The organism is Armatimonadota bacterium (assembly GCA_036504095.1).
Classification (GTDB): domain Bacteria; phylum Armatimonadota; class DTGP01; order JAKQQT01; family JAKQQT01; genus DASXUL01.
In genome coordinates this window covers 140,013-163,363 of the sequence record DASXVS010000043.1, presented here as the reverse complement: position 1 = coordinate 163,363, position 23,351 = coordinate 140,013, and the positions used below count along the sequence as shown (strand labels likewise).

Sequence of the window (23,351 nt, the reverse complement as noted above, 5' to 3'; positions counted from 1 at the left end):
ACCGCCGAAGCGTGCCGCCAGGACTTGTTGAAACCCGCCGCCACCTGAGGCGTACAATCCATGTGCGGGCGTTTCGCCCGGCAACCCGTCCGCTATACATATCAAGGAGACGAGAATGAAACTGCGCGCTTTACTGTCCGTGGGCATCCTGGCCTGTTCCGGCATCGCCCAGGCACAAAACGCCACTCCCGCCGCGCCTGCACCGGTCAAGATTGAGCTCAAATTGGCGCCCGGCCAGATCCGCGCGTACAAGATCAGCGTGGACCAGAAGGGGACAATGACTCTCCCCGGTTCCGGGCAGAATATGCCACTGAACATCGGCGTCACCGCCTACGCCAAACTCATCGTCGACAAGCAGAACGACGACGGCACGTGGGCCGCGCGGTACAAGATCGGCGGGATGAAGACGACGATGAACGGCGCCCCGATGAACCTGCCCAGCGGCACGGACGGCATGACCATTAAGGGCATCCTCAGCAAGACCGGCGCCTTCAAGCCGACGGACGATCAGCCGAAATCCTCCGGACTGGGCATGGGGATGTCTCCCGGGCAGAGCATGAGCAATGTCCTTGGCAACCTGATGAACCTGCCGGAAAAGGCCGTGATAGTCGGCGACACCTGGTCCACCGTCGTCCCCCTGCCCTTCGACGCCACCGGCAAGTCCTCGATTACCGTTGACAGCAAGGTCCTGGGCATCGATCATCAGAACGGCGATCAGATCGTCCGCATTCAGCACGACAGTTCCGGCCCGCTGAACATGACGATGACCCAGCCGATGCCGATGAACATCGCCGGGACGATCAAGGGCTCCGGCCTCTCACAGGTCTCGGTCAACTCCGGCGCGCCGCTCGACGACCTCTCTACCCAGCACATGACACTCACGGTCACCGGGCAGAACCCGTCCGGCAACGGTGATAAGATGAACATTTCCATGGACATGGTGATGACGTCGCACATCGAGTCCGTCGTGCTGGAGCGTAAGGCGGTAGTCGTGAAGACACCGGCTAAGCCCCCCGTCAAAAAGGCGCCCGCAAAAGGCGCAAGGAAATAGTCTCCGGGGCGGCCGGTGCGCCGGCGCCCAACCGTTTGTGAGGAATACCGGTATGAAATCAATTGGTTACTGGGCAGCCACCGCTTTCGCAGTGTGCGCCGGTGCAGCGCTCGCGCAAGACGTTCCCACCGGACCCGTTCGCCTCGACATCAGCCTCAAGGCCGGGCAGACGCGGACGTTCAAAATCGTGAGCGACACCATCCTCACAACAACCATACAGAGTCTTGAGCCGAAGAAAACGACGACGAAATCCAGCGGCACTTTTGAGATGGTGGTGGACGCGGTAAACCCGGATGGCTCGTACGCCGTCAAGATTCACACCGTCAAGCAGGCGCTTTCCGTGAACGGCGCCGACACCCCTGCCCCGGACGGCGCCGACGCCGACGTGAAGGCGACCCTCACCCGAGACGGTCGTTTTCGCGATGTCTCAGGCGCCCCGAAACTCAAGGACGGCGTTCCCGCACCGATGACCGGCGAGGATTTTCTCAACACAGTCTTCGACAAGGAGGCCGCGCTTCCCAGCCAGCCCGTGGCCGTCGGCGAAACGTGGAAAGACAAGGTCGAGTCCCCCGTCGACAACACGCAGCCCAAAATGACCGTGAACAACAAACTGGTGGCGCTGGACCTGATGGACGCAACGCCTGTGGCGCGCGTGCTGAGGATCATCTGCGAACCGATTCAGAACCCGTCCCCCGAGCCGGGCGTCACCGTAAGCGGGAAGATGGAAGGCGGCGGCCTGGCGACGATGGATCTCGCCAGCGGCCTGGTAGCGGACGAGCGCGACACGCTGAGGCTTACCGTCAACGTGGAAGCGCAGAATCCGGCCAACTCCGCGCAGAAGGTGAACCTGAAGACCGAAGCCAACATCAAGGTCCGCGTGCAGTCGGCGCCGTCGGCGTAGGAAGATGTTGGGGGTAGGTTGATTGTGTGCAATCCCGTCATGCTGAGCGCAGTGAAGAATCTCAACGTTACACTGAGATTCTTCACTGCATACAGAATGGCGATCCGCCCGCTTCCTTCCAACCCCATCCCCGTACCCGCCTCCCCCACTCCCTGCCTCTTGGAGGCGGCCGATTCCGCGTGGTATAATGCCGTAGAGGGTTGGGGCGGATAGCTCAGCTGGAAGAGCATCTCGTTTACACCGAGACGGTCGTAGGTTCGAGTCCTACTTCGCCCACCAGGGCCGCGCAAGGCCGTTAGATTTTGTGCTTAAAACTCCCTCTGATCGAGTCTTATATCACTCAGATCAGGGGGTATTTTTATGTCCGGAAAATCGCAACAACCGTCTCTTTTTCCCCAAAGGGCACGCTCGCAACGACCGTCTCTTTTTTGGGCCGATGCACGCCGGATGGGCGACGCATGGATCGTCGAGTGCAGCTACCGGCAGTTGTCGGACAGGACAATCGATAGCCGTCGACGCACCCTTGCCCAACTCGATTACTGGATGCGTGAGTACCACCATGACGTCCTGGACTCCGACGCCGTGAAGGCGTTCCTGGTCTACCTCCACGACGCCAGACCGGGCGGACGATGGGGACAGGCAAGTCATAAAGCGGGGCGTGACAGCCGACCCTCTACGATCTGGACCTACTGGACCACCCTGCGATCGTGGTGCCGCTGGATGTCCTCCGAGGGCCATACCGACGGCTACCTGATGGATGGGATCAAGGCGCCGAAAAAAACGGTAGATCAGATTGTGCCGTTCTCACAGGCGCAGATCCGTGCCCTCGCCCAGGCCGCAAAACTCTCGGACAACCCTGCCCGGGATGAGGCGGTGGTGGCTGTCCTGATCGACACCGGCATGAGGGCGGCCGAACTCTGCGCCATGCGGATCGCGGACGTGGACCTGGCCGGCCACAAACTATGGATCGCCCGAGGCAAAGGCGACAAAGGGCGAGCCGTCTACATAGGCCTCTCCGCGGCACGGGCAATCACGCGTTACCTGCGAAAGCGTACCGCCGACATGGATGAACCGTTGATCATGAGCGAGCGGGGCGGACGGATGACCACGTCCGGACTCGGACAGCTGGTCGAGCGGCTCGGCCGCAAAGCCAGGGTGCAGGGGGTCCGGTGCAGCCCCCATACGTTTCGACATTCCATGGCTGTCATGTTCCTGCGCAATGGTGGGCACGTCTTCGCCCTCAAAGAGATCCTGGGTCACACCACACTCCACATGACCAACCGCTACGTCCTGATCGCCCAGGCGGACGCCCAAGCCCAACACGTGCTCCATAGCCCCGCTGACGCCGTGTTTCGATCCAGGTAACGGAGTGGCTGCGCCATTCTAGCCGGCCCGTCGGGATGAGCCAGTGGGCCTGAGGCCTCGGTAGAGGCCGCGGGGCGCCAGGCCCGTCCTGGGGCATCCTGGTGCCCGGAATCGGCATCCTGGCGAGCCGTCACAATCATCCGGAGATCTGGCCGGATGATTGAGGACCGGGGTGAAGTTCATCATGCCGGCCAGGACTCCGGGAACCGGGATTGCGGAAGACCGGGATGAGGTCGGCAATCCCTAACCTTCATCATCCCGGAGAGGACCTGTCCGGGATTCCTGTAGACCCGGATGAGATCTCATCCGGTAATTGTCGAAGACAATCAGGCGACGGCGCGACGTCGTAGCGAAGCGGAGACCAAAGCGCTTAGTCGCAGGGGGTCCCTGGGGACCCGTTGGCGGGGGGACTGTCGCCGTAGGCGACACCATGTCTCCCAGAGTTTGGAGATCTCGGAATGCTCGCTTCGCTCGCACCCCCCTCCATCGCCCCCTCGGGGGCCCTTCGGAATTGTTTTGGCGTCCGCTTCGCTACCGCGTCACAATTCCGTACTGTTTCGCTAACGCTTCACGTCGGCTTCGCCGCCCGGATTGAAGACCGGGATGACGATCTTTGGCTTCGCTTACATGCTCACCGTTTTTCCAGAGATCGTATGTAAAAAGTTCAACTATTTTTTCTGAGCGTGAATTCCACCAAAGAAGAAGGGCGGCCGAAGCCGCCCGGTAAATCAGCCCAGACCGAAACAGAGTCCCAGTCTTTCATTCTCATTAGTACCAATTCGCGAAGTAGGTCCAAAAGTGGACACCCTTACCAGAAAATAGTTGAACTATTTTTTGAGCACGAATTGCGCTCACAGCATTGCTGCCTTCTTCGCCTCTTCGCGATCGGTCCGGTAGTCGCGCCCTGTCATTGCGTAGACGATTTTGCTGGGCCCAATGTACTTGCGATCGCAGACCATATCGCCCATCGTCGTAATTCTCCAGGCATCCGTCAGAGGGTCGACATGAGCCCACGTGTTGAGCCTCATCCCGTTGATCAGGATGGAGATCTGCATATCGTTCCGATCGACTCCCTCCATCAGTTTTTCCTTAACCGGAGCGGGCATCCGCGCGAGCTTGATCGTTGACGTGAACTGCCCGCCCCCGTCTTTGAGTTCTATGGAGTCGATCGCCCATATCCGCCGCTTCGGTCCGATCACGATCCTGGCGCCGCATTCGGTAATCCGGTATATCAATTCCAGCGAGGCCCCAACACGGTCGACCTCGAAGGTTGTTTCGACTTTCATAGCTTCCCTTTCAGTGCGATCTGTGCCCTTGTACGCGCGCGTTGCGTAGCTTTCTCTGCGGCCTCTTCAGTAACCCCGAACTCTTTGCCTATCTCGGCTGCCGTGTAACCCTCGGCGACCATGTGGATGATCGACTGATCGCGCTCGCTTAACCCGGCAAGGGCGTCCTGCAGGACGATCGCCGTGTCAGAAGCCGACATCCAAGCCGGACTTTCAATCTCCGCGTCATCGTCGAACTCAACATCCCAGCCCCACTGATTCCGGCGGCACTTGGCGTTCGCCTTCCGCAATTCGTCTTTGATATCGCAGGCGATCGCCTTTTTCATGTACCAGCCGAGCAGACTCTTGTCCGGATCGTGTTGTGCCATGGCCTGGATGGCGCTGACCATGATCATTTCGACCAGGTCCTCCGCTTCGCACCTTAGGTATACGTGTATCCCGCGGGCCATGTAGCTTCGGGCCATTTTGGCTGCGATCGGCCGCCATCGGAAGGCGACGTACTCGACCATTTGGGGATAGTAGTGCCACACCCTGGACAGATCGCGGTACCCCGGAATGGTCGGTTTGATTTTGCAGCCGAGCGGCACGACTGTCCGCGTATCATCATCGTCGACGTGGAGCCATCCCTCGTCGACGGCGATCTCAAGCTCTGTTTGGACCGTGACGTTGTGGTCCGCACCGACGATATCGAAAGTGTCGGCACCCATCCGGCGGTATCGATTGATAGCCCGTCGGAACCGGATCTGTTTCAGATCATATTCTGGAGTTGAGCATGTCAGGACGGCGTTCATCGGATCACCACGTATTCGTTGGGTTGACGCCGGGCGTACGTCGTAAACTGTTCGATCATCCCGTTGGTGATCAAACGCAACAGAGCCGTCCTGATGGTTCCGCGGCCAACCCTGGCAGTCGTGGCGATCCGGTCGTAGCTCGTCGGCTCACCACGTCGGTTGAGCTCATCAATGGCGTTCATGACTTTGACTGTTGTAGTTGTGATTTTCATATAAGGCCTTTTTTGGAAACTTGTGGGACAAGTCCCTCATGAATACATGTCGAAACAAGGGCATGGAATCAGGGGAAGTCTTTTGGAGCTCTCATTCTATATAACGAACCACAGTTTCTATGTGTTACCCGTAATGTGTCATTGGCTCCAGTACCACGCCAGGATGGCCAGGAGGATGAGGTATCCCCAGGTCGTGTTCAGTACCAACCGTGACAGCCTGTTTTTCATCCGATTCCTCCCGCCCGCGACCCAGTTGGGTCCTCCCTGAAAATCGGGTCAGCTGAACCTATCGTTATCGTCGCCAACCAAACGGCGTCCTGGATCCGGTCAAACAGGTCCCAGTCGATTTCCCATCCATCTGCATCGTCCCGGACCGATCCGGTTTTGCACGGGACGATCTCCAGGTTGTCGCGCCGGCAGTCGCGCAGATCGCCGTTGATATGGCGCACCCGCCATTTTCCAGCAGGCGTCTCGTGCGCCCTCGCCGCAACCATCCGGGCGAGATATTCGCCAATGCGTCGGTTGCACCCCCTGGGTCCGACCCGGCGGGTCCGGAAAACCTGCCCGCGGTCCAGCAGATACCAGCGTTGTTGCATCAGGTCGACATCCTCATCGTCGATATGTACGTAAGCGCCCGTAATAGGGATTTTCATCCGATCGCCTCCGTCGTTGCGTGGTGGCTGCCATTGCCGTCATTGGCCCACACGCGGCCTCCGCGGGTGTCGATCAACATGGCGCCGGGAACGGCGTCCAAAATCGTGATTGTGTCGACGCACGTGCTGATGCTGTAATAGGCGACATTGCCCTGGACCCGGTTGCCCGCGCACGCGATATGCGAAACGGCGAACCAGCGATCACGGTTGGCCTCGTAGGCGTCGCGGAGAGCTCCGGCCCGGACGATCAGGACAGCTCCCGTCGCCTCCCAGGCGGTTGCGATCAATCGGTCGGCCGGGTAACGCCACAACCAGCCATCGGCCCGATAGCCGCCATCGGCGTCCACCTGGACGTCCTCGATCAACAGGTCCCTGTAGACGATCGGCAGGCCGGTGTGTTTGTTGATTTTCGCCGGTCGGAATTTCTCCTCGACCTCGACCGTACTGCCGAACGTTTGCACATAGGCGTCGACCTGGTTGGGGGTATGGGTCGAGACCGGACGGTCCGTCCGGATGTAATCGGGGATGGTGAGCGCGTACGCTGCGTCCAGTAGTCGGGTCGCCTCATCCGAGGCGCTGAGGTCGAGGTCGTTGTTGAAACCCTCGATCTGGGTCGGGCCCTGTTGCCCGTGTCTGCCCGTGTAGTGCATATCTCGATTCCCGTCGCCGCGAGTGCAAATCGCTTGCGGTTTGACAATTGAGATATTGCCTGTTTATAGTTATTTGCTCCGAAATTGGTTTTGCGAACGTGGGTTCGGATGACGAGCGTAACTACCGGTATAGCCGAGGCTCAATATCCGGATCTGGGCGATCAATCATACCAGGCGAGGCCGGGAACGCGCTGTACGGGGCAGCAAATGCCTCGTTTTGGGGTCAAAACGCCAAAAGGGCCGGATCTCTCCGGCCCATTGACGTATCCCGATCCTCAGCCCTCGTCCCACGTGATTACATCCAGTTCGCCCGACTCAATCGCCGCGACGACCTCGGAAACCGTCACCGTCATTCCCGCGTCAATTTTCTCGCTCACTGTCTTTTCCATCATTTGCTCCTTGTGTGTGCGCGTGTGCCCTACATCCATGTAACGACCGTTATCAGGCCGTGTTACCGGTTTTCGAGCAGCCGTATTTGGTTCTGCAATTCCTGGATTTTGAGCGTGACGTCCTCCGCGAATGCCTCAATTTCGGATCGAAACACTCCCAGCTGATCCCGAATCTCGGCCCGCACTATTTCAGCCGTCTCATCTGCCAACCGTTTCAGATCGTCATCCATCGTCCTACCTCATTACCGCCCGTGGTGGTCGTTACCGGGCATCCCGGTACAATGCGTCCATTAGCGCCTGCCTGAGATAGATCGCTCGCGCGATCGCCCTGGCCTTGCAGACGTCATCCAGCCTCGCCAGGGTCTCGTTGTCGACGTCCGTGCTGATCCTGTGGTCCCTGGACATTTGGTTTCGAGGCCGCCCTAACTTCTTCTTCGGGCGCCCCGGCCCTTTGTGTTGTTCATCCATGTCGTTCTCCCATCTTAGTTGAGGGCAACCCGTGGGGCCGGTCTCCCGGCCCCGGATGGTTACTCAGCCGACCGGCACCCACTGCTCTTCGTTGTCCGTATTGAGCGCCTCGCGGATCGGTATAGCCTGCGCCCCGGTGATCGGTACGATGGCCCATGTGCGCTGCGGGAGCTTTGGGTCGCCAGCCCACCGTCTACCGTTGACGATCTGTTGGGTCTCCCGAACCTGGGCCTGGGCCTGCGCTTTGGTCCTGTGGACCTGGTTTCCATCCAGGACCTGGGCCATACCGTCTTTGGGGCAGAACGTCACTACGTAGTACCGGCGCTCGGCGATATAGATCTCGTCGTTGTTACCGGGCACCTGCGCTACCAACTCCGTCAGGCCCCTTGCTATCGCCCTGGCCCTTTTGGCCTCTTTGGCTCTAGCCGCCTTGAGGGCCTCCGCCTTATAGGCCTCGATCCGCGCCAACACCACCGGGTCGGTCTCCGCTTGCTTCCGTGGCACCACCGGCCGCGGCGTCAATCGGTCCTGTCTCTGTTCCATCGTCTCTGTCTGTGCTTTCATCCGTTTCTCTCCTCGTGTGCTCTAGTGGCCCCATGGCCGTTGTCAAGGTACATCCGGGCCTCAGCCCTACCTATATGATACCATGTATTTTCGGACCTGTCAAGTCTTTTTTTACGGTATATTTTAGGTCCCTATACTAACCTTGTCGATTCACGTTATTACAATAGGGCAACTATTTTCAAAAAGATTGAGATTATTTTTCCGACGCTGTGACGGCCGCCATCCGAGCGTAGATCCGGCTGATGGCTGCGCCATCTAAGACTCCAGTAATCGGGGATTGCCTGCGGCGCCGGACAGCGCTACGCGCCAGACCTTGCCGGTCGAATGAGAGGGCGGGGCACCCAACCTCATCATCGGAGAGAGCCCGCGGAGAGAGGTCTTTGAGCCAGGATGACGGGCCATCCCGGGCGATCAATCACACCAGGCAACCCCGGGAACGCTCTGTATGGGGCAGCAAATGCCTCTGTGCGGGGCCTGTCGGGGGCAGTTTGGGGGCCGTGAGCGTGCGCTGAGCGTGGATGGTAGTTCCATCGCAGACTCTGGCAATCCAAAAGGAAAGGGCAGCAAATGTCTCGTATTGAATCATCGAATAATGATACATTAGATTTGGGAGCACTGCGAAAATTCTACACCTGATTCCTCAACTCATTACGACAGGGTAGTTGAGGGACTTACGCAGCTCATTCCTCATGTGCGGTCAGCCCGCCTCCCTTCCGGCAGGCTGACAGAACCGGAGATCACCATGGCAAACCTAAAATCCAACGCCCGTCGAGCTCTCGACCTTACGACCCTAGCGCTCCGCATCCAGACAGCCGTGGTGGCCCACAAATACGTGGACAAATCGACCGTTGAACAGGTTCTGAACGAGTACGCCGACTGCAACATCGGTTTCGTTACCCGGACGATGAACTTGGTATCGGTCCTGTCCGGCCTCGCCAAAAACCCCTTCGGGATCTTCGCCTTCCTGAGCGGCGCCTACAAAGACCCGTACGCTGACGAACGCGCATCCCTGCAAGATTTCTGCAAGAAATGGCTGAACGCATCCGGGCTTACGTTGACCGCCTACGAAACCGACCTCGTGAATTGAGAGGGTTTGATTGCGGCGCAATAGGGTCAGCTGACCCTATTTCGGAGTAATCCGCTCCAACCAGGCAACATGTAAAACAGTGGACCGCGGCGGCCTCGCCGTGTCACTGGCCACTGTCACTAGACACCAATCCTCCGGCCGTAGCTGGCCCCGAGGCCGCCCTCCACGACGAAATCATCATAATCCGCTTCTGGAATATTACGCTCGATCGGATGAATGTCGACGTCGTACGTCACTGAGTCCGGAACGGCTACTCCTCTGCAACGTCAACCAAACCCCCATGGCACGCACCACTAAGTACAACCAGGGCATCCAGGCCGCGATCTGCGACGCACTGCGCGCCGGAAACACCCGCCGCTGCGCCTGCGCCCTGGTCAAGATCGACTCCGCTACGTTTTACATTTGGCTCAAAGACAAGCCCGCATTTTTCAGCGCCGTAGAAGAAGCCGAAGCTGAAGCCGAGCAACGATTTGTCGGTTGTGTCAAAGACGCCGGCATTACCTCTTGGCAAGCCGCCGCCTGGTGGCTAGAGCGCCGACACCACTTGGACTGGCGCAAGCGAGAATCCCATGACGTCGACCTTACAACCCGATCAGACGACGAACTTGCTGCGATTATCGCAGCAGCGCTGGGGAAGCCTGACAGCAACCCAGAAGCAAGCGGCAGCTGAGCTCGCGCGCCGTCACACGGCCCAGGACAGGTATGACCCGTCCGCTGAATCCCCACTCAAGTGGCTTGAGCTCACGAAGCCCAAGATCTTCCATCCCACGGACGGATGGGTGACTTTCGAGCCCCGCTGGTATCAGTCCGACATCCTCGGAGCCTGGGATCACCCGCTCCGCATCATCCTGAAATCCCGGCAGATCGGCATCAGCCAGGTATGCGCCGCCGAGGCCGCCTGGAAAATGCTCTACCAGGGTCCGCGCCGCATCCTCAACGTCAGCCGCAACGTCGAACAGGCCACTGATTTTATCGCGTACGTCCGCGCGTTCATCCCGTCCGGCGAACTGGTTGAGGACAACAAGACCCGTCTGACACTGCGCAACGGCTCCAGCATCCGGGCTCAGGGCGACAGTCCCAGTGCCGGCCGCGGAACACCAGCCTCCGACGTCTACCTCGACGAGTTCGCGTTCCCCCGGTGGGCCAACGAGATCTGGCAGGCCATCCAGCCGACCGTCTCCACAGGCGGCTCTCTCACGGTCCTGAGCACGCCCTACGGGGCATCCGGCAAGTTTCACGATCTGTGGGGCGAGGCCATCGGGGAGGGCTCGGGATGGGCATCCTACAACCTCCCGTGGACCGTGTTATTTGACGAAGCATGGGCCGCGAAGACCCGCAAACGCCTGAGCCGATCCGAGTTCGCATCCGAACACGACTGCTCATTTGAGGAATCCGGAGACCGTATGTGGCGCCACAGCGATATCGACCGTTGCATGTTGCCCGAGGTCTCCGAGGGACCGCGTGAATCGCACAAATACCTGATCACCGCTGACATGGCCGGCATGGGTGTGGACAGCACCGTCATCCTCGTGGTCGATATCACTGCCAAACCTTACCGGATCGTGCACGTCCGCAAACTCGATCGAGCGAGCAACGACACGAAGATCCAGGCATTCCACGATCTCTCGGCTCTCTATGGGGCCAAAGACCTCCATTTGGACGCCACGGGCCAGTCGGCCCTCGACCTGATCGAAGAGGTCAACAAGGGCCTGAAATCCAAGGACCCCGATATCAAGCGGACCGCGCACTCATTCATTTTCTCGGCCAAAACGAAACCGGAAGCGCTCCAGCGGCTGACGCGCCTGCTCGAACACGGGGAGGTCCAGTATGACGACCCACACATCCGGGAAGAGCTTCTGGCCTACAAACTCCCCGACACCGGCCTCAAAACCGACCACGTAATGGCGCTCGCAATCGCGGCCCACATCCTCGAACGACCGACTGCACCAGCACGGGCGACCGTGATCAGAATGGGCGGATGATATATGCAACCAAACCAACTATCAGCTATCGAGCTCAAATTCCCGGAGCTCGCCCAGCACAAATCTTCCAAATGCCTCGAAACGAAATCGGCCGACACGTTCCGACCGATCGGCGGCACCATGGGATCGTTGGCCTTCCACGACATGCGCCTCCCGGGCGGCACCCGCAACGTCTCGGTTGACGTCGGTGACGCCTACCTGAACGACGTCGTCAGCGCCTGCCTCGGATGGATCACCCGCTCCTACGGCGAGTGCCAGCCGCAAGTGGAGAAACTCAACGACCAGGGCAGTTACGAGGTTGTCCCCGATCATCCGCTGTCCAACATCCTCAGGCGCCCCAACCCCAACATGTCCGGCCGCCTCATGCGCCGTGCAATCGCATTCGACCTGGCGCTGCACGGCAACGCCTACCTCAAAATCGACCGCGACGCCTACAACCGCGCCCAGGGCCTGTCCTGGTTAAGCGCCAGCTACATTACCCCGTATGGTTCCAACGACCCTGCCCGGCCGATCGACCGGTACTGTTACAGGCTGCGCGGCTACGCCGGAATGTCCGTCGGCCTCGCCGCGGAGTACCCGGCCGAGGACGTCGTCCATTTGCGGACAAGCGTTGACCCCGACATCCAGGCCATGGGCCTGGCGACGATCGCCAGTTGCTACCGCAGCGTCGACGTCGACAACCGGGTCTCGGTCTTGTACAGCGCCCTGATGCGCAACATGGGCCTGATCCCGGTCATGTACTCGCCGGCCGAAGGGCAGCTCAGCGAGGAGCAGCAGGCGCAGCTCAGCTCGGATATCGCGCTCGGTTACACTGCGGACAACGCCGGCAACCCCATGGTGACCTCGGTTGCTCTGAACGTCGCTAAACTCGCACAGAGCCCGGACGAAATGGCCGTCGTGGAAATCCGCGAACAGGTCATCCGCCGGATCTGCGCCGCCATGGGTTTGGACGCCCTCGTCGTCGGCCTGGACGCTTCCAGCGCCACGTTCGCGAACAAGGAGACCGCGGAACGCAGCGCCTGGGACAATCGCATCCTGCCCGATCTCTACCTGCTCGGGGACGATTTCGAGACCCAGCTGTTACCGGCCTTCGAGCCCAAACCTCAACTGTACCGCATCCACTGGGACACAACCGGAGTGAGAGCGCTGCAGGAGGGCCAGGACGCGATCTACAAGCGCGCCGACACTGGCTTCCGGGGCGGATGGATCGCCCTGAATGAATCCCGAAACCTCGTCGGCCTGCCGCCGACCGGCCGCCCGGAAGACGACCTGCCGACCGGCAAACCCACCACTGCACCCCAATACCAACAGGGAGGCACCAATGCCTAAACCCACACTGGAGTACAAAGAGTTCGAGATCGAACTCAAAGCGCTCAACGCAGACAACGGGGGATTCTCAGGCTACGCCAGCACGTTCGGAAACGTCGACCGGGTCGGCGACATTATGCTGACTGGCGCCTTCGCCGCGACCCTCGCAGCCTTCCTGACCGACGGCTCGATCTGCTGGAACCACGAACAGGAAGACCAGATCGGCTACATCCTGGAAGCGCACGAGGACGAGGTCGGCCTCTGGATCGAAACCGCATATCACAGCACCGACGAAGCCCAGGAAAAACGCACGATCGTCAATGAGCGTCTGGCGGCCGGCAAAACGGTCAAACTCAGCGTCGGCTACGTCGTTGAGGACTGCACTTACAACGCCGACGGCAACCGCCTGCTCAAACAGGTTGCGCTCTACGAGGTCTCCATCGTCACCATCCCCGCCAACAACGAGGCCGGTATCGTCGACGCCAAATCCCTCGAATCCGCAGCCGGAACGGCCGCGCCCGAATCCGTTGAAGATCCCGACCTCGGCCGGAAAGCCCTGGCCCGGGAGATCCTCAACCGCTATCTCGACATCCGCTTGCGCCTCATTGGTGCATAGCGCCCTCTCCGACCGCCCCAGGTCGGCATCCGGGCCACACCGGCCCCACTACCCTGGCTCACCGCCAGCAAGCCCCGTCCCTCAACGAGGGAGTCCTGGGGCAAAGGACACATCCATGAAAACCACTGCAGAGTACGCCGACGCGATTGAGGCCAAGCAGCTCGAGATCAAGGCCCACGCGCTCGAATCCCAGTCCGCCGAGACCCCCGACATGGCCAAACTGGATCAGCTGGACGCCGAACTCAAATCGTTGACCGACGGCCTCGCCGTTGCCAAGCGCCTCGAAGACGCCGCTGCCAAAGCCGACGCCTCTATCGCCGACCTGAAAAAAGTCACCAGCCCCGCGCCCGTCACTGTCCAGTCCGAGATCAAAAATCTTGGATCCGCCGTCGTGTCCAGCAAGGCGTTTCGCGCCCTGGCCGCGAAAGAGTCAGACCACGCCAGCATGACGATCGACCTTGACCTCAAAACGGCGTTTACGTCCAGCGCCGGAATGGCCCCGCAGATCACCCGCACCGGCGAGATCGTCGAGACGATCAACTACCCGTTGACCATAGTCGACGCCCTTGACCAGATCCCGGCCCTCCAGCCGACAGTCAGGATTCAGCAGGAAACCCTGACGGCGACCGCCCAGGAAATCGCGGAGGCCGGCGGCTATCCGGAAGGCGCGATCAGTTTCGCTGACGTTGATTTCACAGTCCGCAAGATCGGTTCGATCCTCCCGATCTCCGACGAAGAGCTTGAGGACATCCCGGCTCTTGAGAACCTCATCAACAGCCGCATCGTCTTCGACGTCATTTCCCGCCTGAACAACCAGCTGGTGAACGGCGCCGGGACCGGCACGCTCGTCAAGGGCATGTTGCACACGGACAACGTCAGCACCGCCAACTGCGGCACCGGCTCCCTCAACAAGACCGGCAGCCGCGCGATCTTCCTCGCGAAACAGAAACTGGCCGTCTCCGGCGCATGCGTCCCGAACGTGGTGATCATCAACCCGGATGACTGGGGCAGCCTGGTGACCGAGGTCGCGTCCAGCTCCGGCGTCTACATGAACACCGCCGCCATCAGCACCGAACCAGACCGGATATGGGGGATGCGGGTCGTCCAGAGCGACAGGGTCGCCGTGGGAACGGTCATCCTGTTCGACTCCCGGTTCGTTCAGCTCCGTCCTCTGCGCGGGATCGACGTTCAGATCGGCTACAACGGCACCGATTTCGGCACCGGTAAGAAGTCGATCCGCGCCGACATCCGCACTGCGTTCGTTGTGAAGCGGCCGCAGGCCATCCTCGTCCTCACGACGTTCTCCGCCTAAACCCCGCCGCCTGACCGGGTCGGTGCGGCCGTAGGGTCATATGACCCGATTGTCCGGATCAACCCGGTCAGGCCCTGGAGATCCCTGATGGAAACCACCACAGACACTAAATCCCTGACCGTCGCCACCAAAGCGATCACGATCGACAAACCGATTACCGTCGCCAACAAAGTCATCAGGGTCTCCAACAATGCCCTTACGATCGGCAGACCGATCACGGTCGCCAACAAGGCTCTCAAGCCCGGGGAGGACAAATGATGAAACCGCTCCGCGACGGAGAGAAAGCGCTCCGAAAACTCCGGACCATGACCGCCGCGGACACTGCGCCCGTCCTGTCCGACGAAGAGATCCTGGATCTCTTTGATGAGTGTCGAATCGCGGACGTCTGGACGCCCGGTACGGTTGTCCGGCCCGGCCAGGTCATCGTCCCGACCGTCCCGACAGGATGGTCTTACAATGTAGCCCCCTGGCGCGACCGCGACGGCGACGTCGGCGGGATCACAGGAACCACCGAACCCCGCTGGCCCCTCGATCCCCGTTGGCCATCCTGGGAGCCGACCGAGGTTACGGACGGGACCGTCCGCTTCGTGATCCACAAAGCTGAGATCATGGGCCTCTGGGACCTCCAGTCGGCCGCCCACAACGGCTGGATGCTCAAGGCTGCGAAAACCAGCTCCATGTACGCCGTCGGAACGGAGGCCGGCAACATGCACCCCGAACAGGTCCATGCGCAGTGCCTCGCCATGGCCAGGACCTTTTCCCCGCTGAGGATATCCTGATGGTCGTAACACCCCCGCTCGACATTATCCGCAACGGCTACGCCCTGCTCGTTGAGCTTAGCGGCGTCACCGCCGTCGGCACGGCCAACGAGGGCACGGTCAAGGGCCTCATCACCCCGGACAAGAGCGACCCGCACGGGATCGACGCCGAGGGCGACACGAACTGGATGCTGCCTAACCGATTCCATTTCCTCGCGATCGACCCGGGTGGAGTACTCCAGGAAACCCATACCTACACCATTCGAGGCAACTCGTATACCTGCGTCGACGTCGACCCGTCGCTCTCATCGGACCAGGTTGCCTGCGTAAGGGCCGTCCTGACCATGTACGGCCGGGAGTGACCATGATCACGTGCGAGTTTTCCTGTCCGTGGCTCGAATGGATCCAGCACCCAGACCTGCCCACCGATGTACTTCAGCGGGCCGGCGAAAGCATCCTCGACGCCATGCGCAAAGAAATTCAGGGCGGCGGCCTGACCCCGTTGGCGCCGTCCACGTTGGACCAGAAAGCCCGGCACGGCGGCTCCACGACCCCACTGGCCGCCCTGCTCGACTCGTTGACGCGCGGCGGCCGTGACAACGTCCTCCAGACGTCCGGCTGGTCGGTTGAGGCAGGGTCAGCTGACCCTGTCGCCGTCTACCACATACGGGGCACGCGCCGGATGCCGCGCCGCGATTTTACCGCGATCGACATGCAGGCCATCCTCAACGACGCCGCCAACCGAGCGCTCGACTATTTCATCCAGGGAGGCCCCGCATGACCGGCTTAGATATCTCCAACGCCCTTGTCGAGTACATTGCGGCCAGCGTCCCGACGCTCAATGCGGTCCCGGCGGTCGCATCCTCCGACTATCGTTTCAGCGCCATTCCGACTCCGCCGTCGGACGGGGTCACGGACCGTTATCGCTTCCTCAAAACCTACGTCCCGATCGCCTGCAAGACCGGCGTGACCGTATCGTGCGTCGCCGGCGCCGACCGGGTGATGGAGCGTTATGCGCCGAGTGGCGCGCTCCGCGAGGTCATCGTCTCGGTCGTTCTTACGATCGCCGCCCCAGCCCTAAGGGATCCCAACAGGGTCATACCGGCCAAGGCCGCCATGATCGACGCCCTCTACGACCTGCTCAAAAGCCTGAGAACGTTCGCAACCCCGGCCGGGGAAACCTACGACTGCCAGGTCCTTGACCGCGTGTACGGATACGACAACAAAGCCCTGCAGGGCGATTTCACAACCAGCGTCGCCGGCCTAGAGTGGCGCTGCCTCTACTCGACCGGAGAATGACAATGGCCAAACCCGTTACTGATGACGCCATCCTGGCGCCCCCCGCTGCCCCCGAGGCAGCCCCCGCAGATATCACCGGCCCGCAGATCGTCTATAGCGACCTCTGGCCAAACGGCGTGCTGGTAATCCGGCCGGTATCCCGGCTAATCCCTCCGCCGGCTAATAAGGAGAATTCCAATGGCTGAAAAAGTCTACGTATCCGGCAAGGGCTCCAGTTTCACCCTGATCGACGACACGACGTCCCCCGTCACGATCTCCATCCCGCTCCTGCCGGGATCCTACAGGAACGTGACCCGCAACGTCGCGGTCGATACCTACGCCCAGGGCAACCCGTCATCCGTGTGGCCTGAGACCTACGCGCTCGGCCCATCCACCACGGGCTACACCGTCACCACCCGCGCCATCCCGAGCGGCTGGTTCACGGCGGCCAACCTCAACAAAATGTTCGTGACCCGCGACTCCAACGGCGATTCCCAACTCATGGGCGGCCGATGGAATGACGGCCTCGTGGCCCACTTGGACACGGTCAAACCGACCGGACTCCAGATCGTCGGAAACGCCAGCTCCCCGAACCCCGTCGCGGTCCAAATGGGGTTCATCGGAACCAACGCCGCCGGAACCACGCCCGGAGCGCACGTGTCGGTCGTCGGCGCGGCCGAGGTCACGTTCAACACCATTACGTTCAAACAGGGATCCACGACCCCGACGCAGGTCTCGGCTTTCGACCTCACCATCGGCATCAGCGCTGAGTTCCGCAAATGGTTCAACGGCAACCCGACTTCGGTCGACGCGATCGACCCGGGCTCGTGCAGCGGCCGGCTACGGATCGTCCAGGGACTGGGCGCCGCCATCCGTGTGGATGACATGGATATCTGCACGTTCGAAATCGGATTCGGCCCGTCAGCCCCGGTGATCGCCGTCAGTTGCATCCAGGCCGAAGGTTCGACGCCGGTCAACATCGGCGGAAACGCCAGCATGGCGTCCACGTGGGCTGTCGTCGCCGTCGGCGCCAACCCCGCGATCGCAATCACCCAGGCAACCTAACAGAAATCGAGCACCCAAATGATCACCATCCCCGTATCGTACGTCACCCATCCTGACGGGTCTTTCGGCGCGCTTTTGCTCAGTGAGGATGAGCGCGCCAAGGCCCTCGAATATCTCGCGACCCTGGAGGGCGACGCCGCCGTCCCCGTACAGCAGGCCCTCGACCTGGACGCCGAACTCCGCGTCCAGTCCAACGCCGTCCACGTCAACTACACGTTCCGGGAGCCGACCGGCATGGACCAGGCTCAAATCCGCGCGCTGGCCCTGCGCGAGGCCCTCAAGGGCGGCCCGGATGTGGATGAATACATCCTCCGTCCGTTCGAACTGCTCACCCGCGTCGCTTACCTCAAGACCGACCAGACCGCCATTCCGGCCAACCCGAAGGCGGAATGGTACGTGGCCAACAGACTCGACTCCGCGCTGTCACTGGAGGACGGCTTACGGAGTTTTTTGTCTCCCAAGGCCGAACCCTCGCCGAAGGCGGAGTAGCCTGGGTTGACCCTATCACGGAGCTCTACCTCCGATCAAAACGCCACGGGCTGACCGACTGGGTGAGCATGCCGGACAGCCTGCTGGAGCAACTCGACATCCTCGAGTACGCATACAAAACCGCCCTTGACGAAAAGGAAGCCCTATCGGGCGGCCTACCCGACGAACTGCAGGCAGCGATCGACCCGACGAGGAAACCATGAGCGAGAAAGCGGCGGTAGTAAAACTGAAGTTGGACGATGCCGAGTTCCGCGCCCAGGCGGCGGCCTCGATCGAGTGGCTCAAGGGCGAGCTCGCCAATGTCACGTCCGGCCAGGGCCTTCCGGGTCAGTCCGGACAGGGCGTGCCCGGGCCTGCTTCGGGCTTCGGAACCGTAGCCGCAGCCGGGCTGGGGGCATTCGCCGCCGCCCGGTTTGGCGCGGGTGGGTTCGCTGATGGGTTCGGCGGGATCCAGGGATCGATCGACGCATTTAGCATGATCCACGGCGGCCCCGGCCGGTTCCACGATCCGTGGAGCTCATCGGACTTCTCCAGCCCTGGCGCTAACTTCTGGGGATTCAACCCGGGATCGGGTGATGGCGACGCCGACGTCGGACCTGGCCCTTCGAGACGGACGGGCGCTCAGAGAGCGAGCGACGCACGGACCGCAGCCGACTTTGGTGGCATTTTCGTGCGTGGTAGAAAGACGGAGAAGGGAATCGACCTGCACGACGTCGGCGAGAGCGATACCCAGCAATCGTACCGCGCAAGCCAGCGGCAGGATTGGCTGCAGGATTTCACGAACCGTCAATCCGGTGGTGAGCGCGGCACGGCGATCTTCGGTATGCCCGACTGGGGTTCCATGTGGAGCGCGGCGAACGCGCCTCTTCCGGGTAGCGGGGCGATCAACCGAATCGGCTCAAAACTCGGCATGTCCGAAGGGCTGAGCGCCGTCGCCGGTAAGGCCGCCGGCGCCGCCGGTCCGGCCGCCGCGGTCGCGATAGGCGTTGCAGGTCTGGCTCATCAGGCGGATTATCGCCTCAACGCCGAAATGACCGGTCGCCAGAACGACACGTACGACGCCGTCCTCGGTTGGGTCGGAATGATCCCAGGGCTCGGCGGCATTGCCGAGACCTCGCGCAAATCGTACGACTGGGCAAACGACGTACAACAGAAACAGGCGCTCGCATCCATTGCGGCGATTACCGGGGATGATGTTTCGGGACTCGCCAGTTCGGCGGCCGGGATAGGGATCCCCCATATGCAGGCCGCTTCAAGGCTCGGGTCCCGGCTTACGCGTGGTCTGGGCAGGAATGCATCCGGAGTCGCGCTGTCCCTCGTCCAGGACCTCTTCAACGCTGATCCCACCAAGGATAAAACCCTATCACCGGAACAAGCGGATGCCCTGGCCGCGGCCTCATCCGCCGAGGTTCAGCAGGCATTCGGCCGCTCGGGCTACGACCGGGGAGTCGCCGCCAACCTCGCCGTGAAAGACCCGGCCGCCGCCGCAGCCTACATTCAGCTCAAAGGCGGTAAGGACAATGCGGCCGACCTTTCATTCCTCGCCGGGAATGTTGAGACACAGGGCTTCCGCGTCCAGTCCGCCATGAGCAACGTCGCGGCCGCCGGTTCTCATACCCAGTCAGTCACGGCACGCGGCGGCACAGCGTCCGCCATCGGAACTTCCATCGGCGGTGAGATCGGAGCGCTCCAGGAGGCTTCCGCCGCCACACAGAAATATATCGAATACCTGAAATCCCTCGGCGACACCATGGCAGACGGCGGGGCGAAGATCGCGGGCGCCAGAGCCGCAATGGCCGCGATCGGGGCCAGCGCGGACGAACTCCGCTATCAGCGCACAAGCCTCGCCTCCGCGGAAGCGCAGGACCGGGCCGGGACCGCGACCGCCATCAGCAGCTCCGCAATGCCTAGCAAGCTCGCGGGCGCCAAGCGCGGCGACTTCAGCCTGTTCGACGGAATGCTCAAGGACCAGATCGCCGAGCGTGACACCACCGTTGCCGAGCTTAACCGGCCGGGGCTGAAACCCGAGGACTACCGCAGACTGAAGAGGCAGAAGGCCCAGCAGGACGCGGCGATCTTTCAGACCCGGAAAATGGCGGCCGACTACGAAGGCGGACAGGACTCCCAGTTCGCCGACCTCGCGGCCCAGGGCGCGCAGGCGTTCCTTTCCGGGGTTGAGATCACGGGAACATCCGCTGACATATCCGCCACACGAAAGCGATATAGCAGCCGGGTGGACGACAAGGTAACGATGGCTCAGGGCAAACTCGTTTGGATGCAACAGCACCCATCCGACTACACGGACGCCGACCGCGAACAGCAGGAAAACGTCATCCTGTCCGCCAAGAATGACCGCACCCTCGCCCATATCGAGGCGTCCCGATCGCCACTCAGCCGGATGGAAGACGCGCGTCTCGAGCGCCAGGACATCCTGGCCCAGCGCGCTTCCCGGCAGGGCGGTACCGCGGCGCTCGGAGCGACCCGCGGCATGATCAGCTCATGGTCCGACATCCGGAGCAAGCGCCAGGCCGCCTACGACGCCAACCCCAACTACGCGACACTGGGCGATCTCAACAACGCCGACCGCACTCTCCAGCGCCTCGGGGAATCGCTCGGGGCCGGTGGGTTGGACGCAACGATCGGGACAGAGATAGACCGGGCCGCCTCCCGGATGCACGTCCTCAACAGCGATCAGTTTGAGCCCGGTGACCGGCTCGCGGCGGGGATCAACCTGTTCAACTCCGTCGGCAAGGCGCGGGGCGACGCGCAGAAACGCCTGACCGGCGCCACGGATCCGCAGGTCAGGCGCCAGCTACAGTCCGAGATCAACAGTTACGACGAACAGCAGGCGGAGCTCGACCGAAACCTCAACGACGGATGGTACACTCGGCTCGCTTCCCACGAATCCAACGCCCCGTCGCGGTCCGCCATGATCGCGACAACCAACCGCGACTACCTCATGTTCCATAAGGGCAATCGATTCACGGGCGGCGACGGCGAGCCGTACAGCGACCGTTACACGGCCGGCGCGGGCCGTACCGACAAACCCGGCAACGCTAACAACCAGGCTATCAAGGTTGTGGTGGAACTCACGGGGAGCGGGGTTGACGCGCTCAAACAGGCTGGAATCGGAGCCAGGGTCACCGTTAAGAACGATCCGAAGGCCGCGCTCAACGCTAGGCGGGCCGGCTGATGGACGCCCCGTACATCCACGTTGAGTCCACCCCGATCAGCCTGGAGGGAGACCTGTCGGTCCCGTTCACGCCGGTCCCCGCTTCCCAGCTCTGCATCGTCAGCCGCAGCGAGCCGACGCACACCGTCAGCGTCGCCGGGCACTGGGACTCGGTCAACACGCCGGTCACCGGTGCGACGCCCGTCCGCTACGAATACCCGGAGGGCGGCGCCGGCCACTACTACACCGACACTCTGCTCAGTTACGACACGTGGACGTGGGCGCCGGCGACGCTCGCGACCGGAACTCCGACCACGGTCTATATCAACCGCGTCACTCCGTCCGCCATGGTCTCCGGCGACACGCTCGTCGCCTGCTGGGGACGCTACGATATCGGCCGCGCCTCGACGTACGCCGGGTTCGCCGCCAAACAAGTCCAGGACCTCCCCGCCCTGACCGGACTGGAGTACGGCGCGGAGATCGGCCAGGTCCCGCACTTCCTGATTTCGAACTACCCGGTCCGGAACGATTTCGCCGACGGCGCAACCCCGCTCTGCCCGGTCGCCGTGGAGCCCAAGGTTGAAGTCATCCCGGCGGGCTCGGGAAGCCTGTACACGAGCCTCAGGTCATCCTCGGTCCCGGTAGGCGCGGACGACAGCGATCAATCGTCTACGGTCATCCAGGCGGTCATGCAGCCATCCGGAGGGCAGTACCCGATCGACGGGACGACCCGCAAGTTCAACGCGGCGACCTACACCGACCCGGCCGATGCGAGCACGGCAACGTGGGACATGCCCACAACAGGGTCAGCTGACCCTCCCGCAACGGTCGGAGGCGCCGGGATCAACCTCACCGGCAACTACCGCATCCGCCACAACAGCAACGCCGGGCAGGCGTGGTACAGCAAGGGCGCGTGGGACGTCATGGCGACTCGGGGGCGGGCCGTCCGGACGGACATCAACAGGGTCCCGGTCGAGTCCTCCCCGTACACGACGTACAACTACGAGCGCAAATTCTACGACGAAAACGGCACCCTCACCCTGACGGGCTACCCGTCAACCCCAGCGCCTCCGACGTGGACCAACGGGACCGTCACCCTTGACGACGCGATCGACGGCGGTCCCGACCCCGGGGACAACCCGGCCGGGACGGTATACGCGGACGGGCTGTGGTCGGTCAGCATCCCCGTCGACACATGCCCGCCAGAACAACGCGTCCGCCAGGCGTTCGCCCACGATTACCCGTGGTCCTGGCACGCCGCCGGCGATTCGTTCACGCTCCACGTCAAGGTCACAACGACCGGCAGCCTCTGGCAGTTCATCCCGGTCAGGACGAGCGACGGAGGCACAACGCCCGGGGACCTCTACCGCCTGTACGGGCTGGACTCCGACCGGACCATTTGGGGCTGCATCCGCCAGGTCCAGAACAACGGGTTCAACACGGCGAACCTGTACCTGAGGACCAGCAACGACCTGGGCGCCACGTTCACGTCCTCATCCCTCGGCTGTTCCGGGCAGAGCCCGAGCATCCTCTGCATGCCCGACTACACCATCCTACTCGCCTACAGCGACGGCGACAACGTCGTCCTCAAACGCCTCGCCGACACGGCAGCGGAGATCAGCACCATGACGTCACCGGGCCCCGGCAAAACAGTCGACATATACACATCCAAATCCGATTACGATGCCCCGCTCTGGGCGGCCATGTGCTCGGTTTCATCCGGGTCCGGCGCGATTACGGTCAGGACGAGCCGGGATGAGGGACAGACCTGGGGCACGCCCGTCACTGTCGTCGCCAGTGCCCCCGCCCAACGCCCGTGCCTCTCCGGTGACGTAAACCGCCTCGAACTCTGGTACCACAACGGCACGGATATCCTCGTCAAGGCCTCGACTGACGGCGGCGCAACCTGGCTGCCAGGATAACGTTTCCCGGCCTTCAGCGCCCCAACCTGGGC

28 protein-coding genes and 1 tRNA gene are annotated in these 23,351 nt (G+C 61.9%); 21 read left to right on the top strand and 8 right to left on the bottom strand.

Features of this window, described 5'->3' with window-relative positions; genetic code table 11:
* Positions 1-115 precede the first annotated feature (115 nt).
* The 4 genes from VGM51_09685 (at position 116) to VGM51_09670 (ending at position 3,317) form a co-directional block, all read left to right on the top strand.
* Complete coding sequence (locus VGM51_09685; GenBank protein HEY3413310.1) at positions 116-1,051, top strand: hypothetical protein; 936 nt, start codon at positions 116-118, stop codon at positions 1,049-1,051.
* 52 nt (positions 1,052-1,103) lie between these two features.
* A complete protein-coding gene (locus VGM51_09680) occupies positions 1,104-1,952 on the top strand; it encodes a hypothetical protein (protein HEY3413309.1) in 849 nt (282 codons plus the stop codon).
* A 203-nt stretch (positions 1,953-2,155) separates the two neighbouring features.
* A tRNA-Val gene (locus VGM51_09675) sits at positions 2,156-2,231 on the top strand.
* A gap of 168 nt (positions 2,232-2,399) precedes the next feature.
* Entirely contained in the window at positions 2,400-3,317 is a 918-nt protein-coding gene (locus VGM51_09670; GenBank protein HEY3413308.1) for a tyrosine-type recombinase/integrase, read from the top strand.
* A gap of 851 nt (positions 3,318-4,168) precedes the next feature.
* Here VGM51_09670 and VGM51_09665 read toward each other — a convergent pair.
* The 8 genes from VGM51_09665 to VGM51_09630 all read right to left on the bottom strand — a co-directional run bounded on the left by VGM51_09665 (position 4,169) and on the right by VGM51_09630 (position 8,330).
* Positions 4,169-4,603 carry a hypothetical protein gene (locus VGM51_09665; protein ID HEY3413307.1) on the bottom strand — a complete coding sequence of 145 codons (435 nt, stop codon included), beginning with the start codon at positions 4,601-4,603 and terminating at the stop codon, positions 4,169-4,171.
* Positions 4,600-5,394: a sigma-70 family RNA polymerase sigma factor gene (locus tag VGM51_09660; protein HEY3413306.1), complete on the bottom strand. Its 795-nt coding sequence runs from the start codon at positions 5,392-5,394 to the stop codon at positions 4,600-4,602. The genes VGM51_09665 and VGM51_09660 overlap by 4 nt, the downstream gene beginning before the upstream one ends.
* The gene (locus tag VGM51_09655) at positions 5,391-5,606 is read right to left on the bottom strand and encodes a hypothetical protein (protein HEY3413305.1); all 216 of its coding nucleotides are present in this window, start codon (positions 5,604-5,606) and stop codon (positions 5,391-5,393) included. The genes VGM51_09660 and VGM51_09655 overlap by 4 nt, the downstream gene beginning before the upstream one ends.
* A gap of 224 nt (positions 5,607-5,830) precedes the next feature.
* Positions 5,831-6,259 carry an HNH endonuclease gene (locus tag VGM51_09650; GenBank protein ID HEY3413304.1) on the bottom strand — a complete coding sequence of 143 codons (429 nt, stop codon included), beginning with the start codon at positions 6,257-6,259 and terminating at the stop codon, positions 5,831-5,833.
* Entirely contained in the window at positions 6,256-6,909 is a 654-nt protein-coding gene (locus VGM51_09645) for a hypothetical protein (GenBank protein HEY3413303.1), read from the bottom strand. Before VGM51_09645 ends, VGM51_09650 begins: the two co-directional genes overlap by 4 nt.
* Before the next feature lie 451 nt (positions 6,910-7,360).
* Positions 7,361-7,528: a hypothetical protein gene (locus tag VGM51_09640; GenBank protein HEY3413302.1), complete on the bottom strand. Its 168-nt coding sequence runs from the start codon at positions 7,526-7,528 to the stop codon at positions 7,361-7,363.
* Between the two features lie 31 nt (positions 7,529-7,559).
* A complete protein-coding gene (locus VGM51_09635; GenBank protein HEY3413301.1) occupies positions 7,560-7,703 on the bottom strand; it encodes a hypothetical protein in 144 nt (47 codons plus the stop codon).
* A gap of 126 nt (positions 7,704-7,829) precedes the next feature.
* Positions 7,830-8,330, bottom strand: a complete 501-nt coding sequence (locus VGM51_09630; protein ID HEY3413300.1) for a hypothetical protein — start codon at positions 8,328-8,330, stop codon at positions 7,830-7,832.
* Positions 8,331-9,072: 742 nt separating this feature from the next.
* On the opposite strand from VGM51_09630, the gene VGM51_09625 reads away from it, so the two are divergent.
* The 17 genes from VGM51_09625 to VGM51_09545 all read left to right on the top strand — a co-directional run bounded on the left by VGM51_09625 (position 9,073) and on the right by VGM51_09545 (position 23,319).
* A complete protein-coding gene (locus VGM51_09625) occupies positions 9,073-9,417 on the top strand; it encodes a hypothetical protein (protein HEY3413299.1) in 345 nt (114 codons plus the stop codon).
* A 280-nt stretch (positions 9,418-9,697) separates the two neighbouring features.
* The gene (locus VGM51_09620; GenBank protein ID HEY3413298.1) at positions 9,698-10,087 is read left to right on the top strand and encodes a hypothetical protein; all 390 of its coding nucleotides are present in this window, start codon (positions 9,698-9,700) and stop codon (positions 10,085-10,087) included.
* Positions 10,023-11,399: a terminase family protein gene (locus VGM51_09615; protein ID HEY3413297.1), complete on the top strand. Its 1,377-nt coding sequence runs from the start codon at positions 10,023-10,025 to the stop codon at positions 11,397-11,399. The genes VGM51_09620 and VGM51_09615 overlap by 65 nt, the downstream gene beginning before the upstream one ends.
* A gap of 3 nt (positions 11,400-11,402) precedes the next feature.
* Positions 11,403-12,728: a phage portal protein gene (locus VGM51_09610; protein ID HEY3413296.1), complete on the top strand. Its 1,326-nt coding sequence runs from the start codon at positions 11,403-11,405 to the stop codon at positions 12,726-12,728.
* Entirely contained in the window at positions 12,721-13,323 is a 603-nt protein-coding gene (locus tag VGM51_09605; protein HEY3413295.1) for an HK97 family phage prohead protease, read from the top strand. Before VGM51_09610 ends, VGM51_09605 begins: the two co-directional genes overlap by 8 nt.
* A gap of 115 nt (positions 13,324-13,438) precedes the next feature.
* Entirely contained in the window at positions 13,439-14,635 is a 1,197-nt protein-coding gene (locus tag VGM51_09600; GenBank protein HEY3413294.1) for a phage major capsid protein, read from the top strand.
* A gap of 87 nt (positions 14,636-14,722) precedes the next feature.
* Positions 14,723-14,893 (top strand): hypothetical protein, encoded by a 171-nt coding sequence (locus tag VGM51_09595; GenBank protein ID HEY3413293.1) that lies wholly within the window; start codon positions 14,723-14,725, stop codon positions 14,891-14,893.
* Positions 14,890-15,414, top strand: coding sequence for a hypothetical protein (locus tag VGM51_09590; GenBank protein HEY3413292.1), 525 nt, complete (start codon positions 14,890-14,892; stop codon positions 15,412-15,414). Before VGM51_09595 ends, VGM51_09590 begins: the two co-directional genes overlap by 4 nt.
* Positions 15,414-15,755 (top strand): hypothetical protein, encoded by a 342-nt coding sequence (locus VGM51_09585; GenBank protein ID HEY3413291.1) that lies wholly within the window; start codon positions 15,414-15,416, stop codon positions 15,753-15,755. The genes VGM51_09590 and VGM51_09585 overlap by 1 nt, the downstream gene beginning before the upstream one ends.
* Before the next feature lie 2 nt (positions 15,756-15,757).
* Positions 15,758-16,174 carry a hypothetical protein gene (locus VGM51_09580; protein HEY3413290.1) on the top strand — a complete coding sequence of 139 codons (417 nt, stop codon included), beginning with the start codon at positions 15,758-15,760 and terminating at the stop codon, positions 16,172-16,174.
* Positions 16,171-16,692: a hypothetical protein gene (locus VGM51_09575; protein HEY3413289.1), complete on the top strand. Its 522-nt coding sequence runs from the start codon at positions 16,171-16,173 to the stop codon at positions 16,690-16,692. Before VGM51_09580 ends, VGM51_09575 begins: the two co-directional genes overlap by 4 nt.
* A 2-nt stretch (positions 16,693-16,694) precedes the next feature.
* Entirely contained in the window at positions 16,695-16,877 is a 183-nt protein-coding gene (locus VGM51_09570; GenBank protein HEY3413288.1) for a hypothetical protein, read from the top strand.
* Entirely contained in the window at positions 16,870-17,736 is an 867-nt protein-coding gene (locus VGM51_09565) for a hypothetical protein (GenBank protein HEY3413287.1), read from the top strand. The genes VGM51_09570 and VGM51_09565 overlap by 8 nt, the downstream gene beginning before the upstream one ends.
* A gap of 18 nt (positions 17,737-17,754) precedes the next feature.
* Positions 17,755-18,225 carry a hypothetical protein gene (locus VGM51_09560; GenBank protein HEY3413286.1) on the top strand — a complete coding sequence of 157 codons (471 nt, stop codon included), beginning with the start codon at positions 17,755-17,757 and terminating at the stop codon, positions 18,223-18,225.
* Between the two features lie 62 nt (positions 18,226-18,287).
* The gene (locus VGM51_09555) at positions 18,288-18,428 is read left to right on the top strand and encodes a hypothetical protein (GenBank protein HEY3413285.1); all 141 of its coding nucleotides are present in this window, start codon (positions 18,288-18,290) and stop codon (positions 18,426-18,428) included.
* The gene (locus VGM51_09550; protein HEY3413284.1) at positions 18,425-21,418 is read left to right on the top strand and encodes a hypothetical protein; all 2,994 of its coding nucleotides are present in this window, start codon (positions 18,425-18,427) and stop codon (positions 21,416-21,418) included. The genes VGM51_09555 and VGM51_09550 overlap by 4 nt, the downstream gene beginning before the upstream one ends.
* Complete coding sequence (locus VGM51_09545; GenBank protein HEY3413283.1) at positions 21,418-23,319, top strand: hypothetical protein; 1,902 nt, start codon at positions 21,418-21,420, stop codon at positions 23,317-23,319. The genes VGM51_09550 and VGM51_09545 overlap by 1 nt, the downstream gene beginning before the upstream one ends.
* The last annotated feature ends 32 nt before the right edge of the window (positions 23,320-23,351 follow it).

Excerpts from the sequence above, each read along its gene's own strand:
- VGM51_09685 (HEY3413310.1), top strand. The coding sequence starts at position 116 with ATGAAACTGCGCGCTTTACTGTCCGTGGGCATCCTGGCCTGTTCCGGC.
- VGM51_09680 (HEY3413309.1), top strand. The coding sequence starts at position 1,104 with ATGAAATCAATTGGTTACTGGGCAGCCACCGCTTTCGCAGTGTGCGCC.
- VGM51_09670 (HEY3413308.1), top strand. The coding sequence starts at position 2,400 with ATGGGCGACGCATGGATCGTCGAGTGCAGCTACCGGCAGTTGTCGGAC.
- VGM51_09665 (HEY3413307.1), bottom strand. The coding sequence starts at position 4,603 with ATGAAAGTCGAAACAACCTTCGAGGTCGACCGTGTTGGGGCCTCGCTG.
- VGM51_09660 (HEY3413306.1), bottom strand. The coding sequence starts at position 5,394 with ATGAACGCCGTCCTGACATGCTCAACTCCAGAATATGATCTGAAACAG.
- VGM51_09655 (HEY3413305.1), bottom strand. The coding sequence starts at position 5,606 with ATGAAAATCACAACTACAACAGTCAAAGTCATGAACGCCATTGATGAG.
- VGM51_09650 (HEY3413304.1), bottom strand. The coding sequence starts at position 6,259 with ATGAAAATCCCTATTACGGGCGCTTACGTACATATCGACGATGAGGAT.
- VGM51_09645 (HEY3413303.1), bottom strand. The coding sequence starts at position 6,909 with ATGCACTACACGGGCAGACACGGGCAACAGGGCCCGACCCAGATCGAG.
- VGM51_09640 (HEY3413302.1), bottom strand. The coding sequence starts at position 7,528 with ATGGATGACGATCTGAAACGGTTGGCAGATGAGACGGCTGAAATAGTG.
- VGM51_09635 (HEY3413301.1), bottom strand. The coding sequence starts at position 7,703 with ATGTCCAGGGACCACAGGATCAGCACGGACGTCGACAACGAGACCCTG.
- VGM51_09630 (HEY3413300.1), bottom strand. The coding sequence starts at position 8,330 with ATGAAAGCACAGACAGAGACGATGGAACAGAGACAGGACCGATTGACG.
- VGM51_09625 (HEY3413299.1), top strand. The coding sequence starts at position 9,073 with ATGGCAAACCTAAAATCCAACGCCCGTCGAGCTCTCGACCTTACGACC.
- VGM51_09620 (HEY3413298.1), top strand. The coding sequence starts at position 9,698 with ATGGCACGCACCACTAAGTACAACCAGGGCATCCAGGCCGCGATCTGC.
- VGM51_09610 (HEY3413296.1), top strand. The coding sequence starts at position 11,403 with ATGCAACCAAACCAACTATCAGCTATCGAGCTCAAATTCCCGGAGCTC.
- VGM51_09605 (HEY3413295.1), top strand. The coding sequence starts at position 12,721 with ATGCCTAAACCCACACTGGAGTACAAAGAGTTCGAGATCGAACTCAAA.
- VGM51_09600 (HEY3413294.1), top strand. The coding sequence starts at position 13,439 with ATGAAAACCACTGCAGAGTACGCCGACGCGATTGAGGCCAAGCAGCTC.
- VGM51_09595 (HEY3413293.1), top strand. The coding sequence starts at position 14,723 with ATGGAAACCACCACAGACACTAAATCCCTGACCGTCGCCACCAAAGCG.
- VGM51_09590 (HEY3413292.1), top strand. The coding sequence starts at position 14,890 with ATGATGAAACCGCTCCGCGACGGAGAGAAAGCGCTCCGAAAACTCCGG.
- VGM51_09585 (HEY3413291.1), top strand. The coding sequence starts at position 15,414 with ATGGTCGTAACACCCCCGCTCGACATTATCCGCAACGGCTACGCCCTG.
- VGM51_09580 (HEY3413290.1), top strand. The coding sequence starts at position 15,758 with ATGATCACGTGCGAGTTTTCCTGTCCGTGGCTCGAATGGATCCAGCAC.
- VGM51_09575 (HEY3413289.1), top strand. The coding sequence starts at position 16,171 with ATGACCGGCTTAGATATCTCCAACGCCCTTGTCGAGTACATTGCGGCC.
- VGM51_09570 (HEY3413288.1), top strand. The coding sequence starts at position 16,695 with ATGGCCAAACCCGTTACTGATGACGCCATCCTGGCGCCCCCCGCTGCC.
- VGM51_09565 (HEY3413287.1), top strand. The coding sequence starts at position 16,870 with ATGGCTGAAAAAGTCTACGTATCCGGCAAGGGCTCCAGTTTCACCCTG.
- VGM51_09560 (HEY3413286.1), top strand. The coding sequence starts at position 17,755 with ATGATCACCATCCCCGTATCGTACGTCACCCATCCTGACGGGTCTTTC.
- VGM51_09550 (HEY3413284.1), top strand. The coding sequence starts at position 18,425 with ATGAGCGAGAAAGCGGCGGTAGTAAAACTGAAGTTGGACGATGCCGAG.
- VGM51_09545 (HEY3413283.1), top strand. The coding sequence starts at position 21,418 with ATGGACGCCCCGTACATCCACGTTGAGTCCACCCCGATCAGCCTGGAG.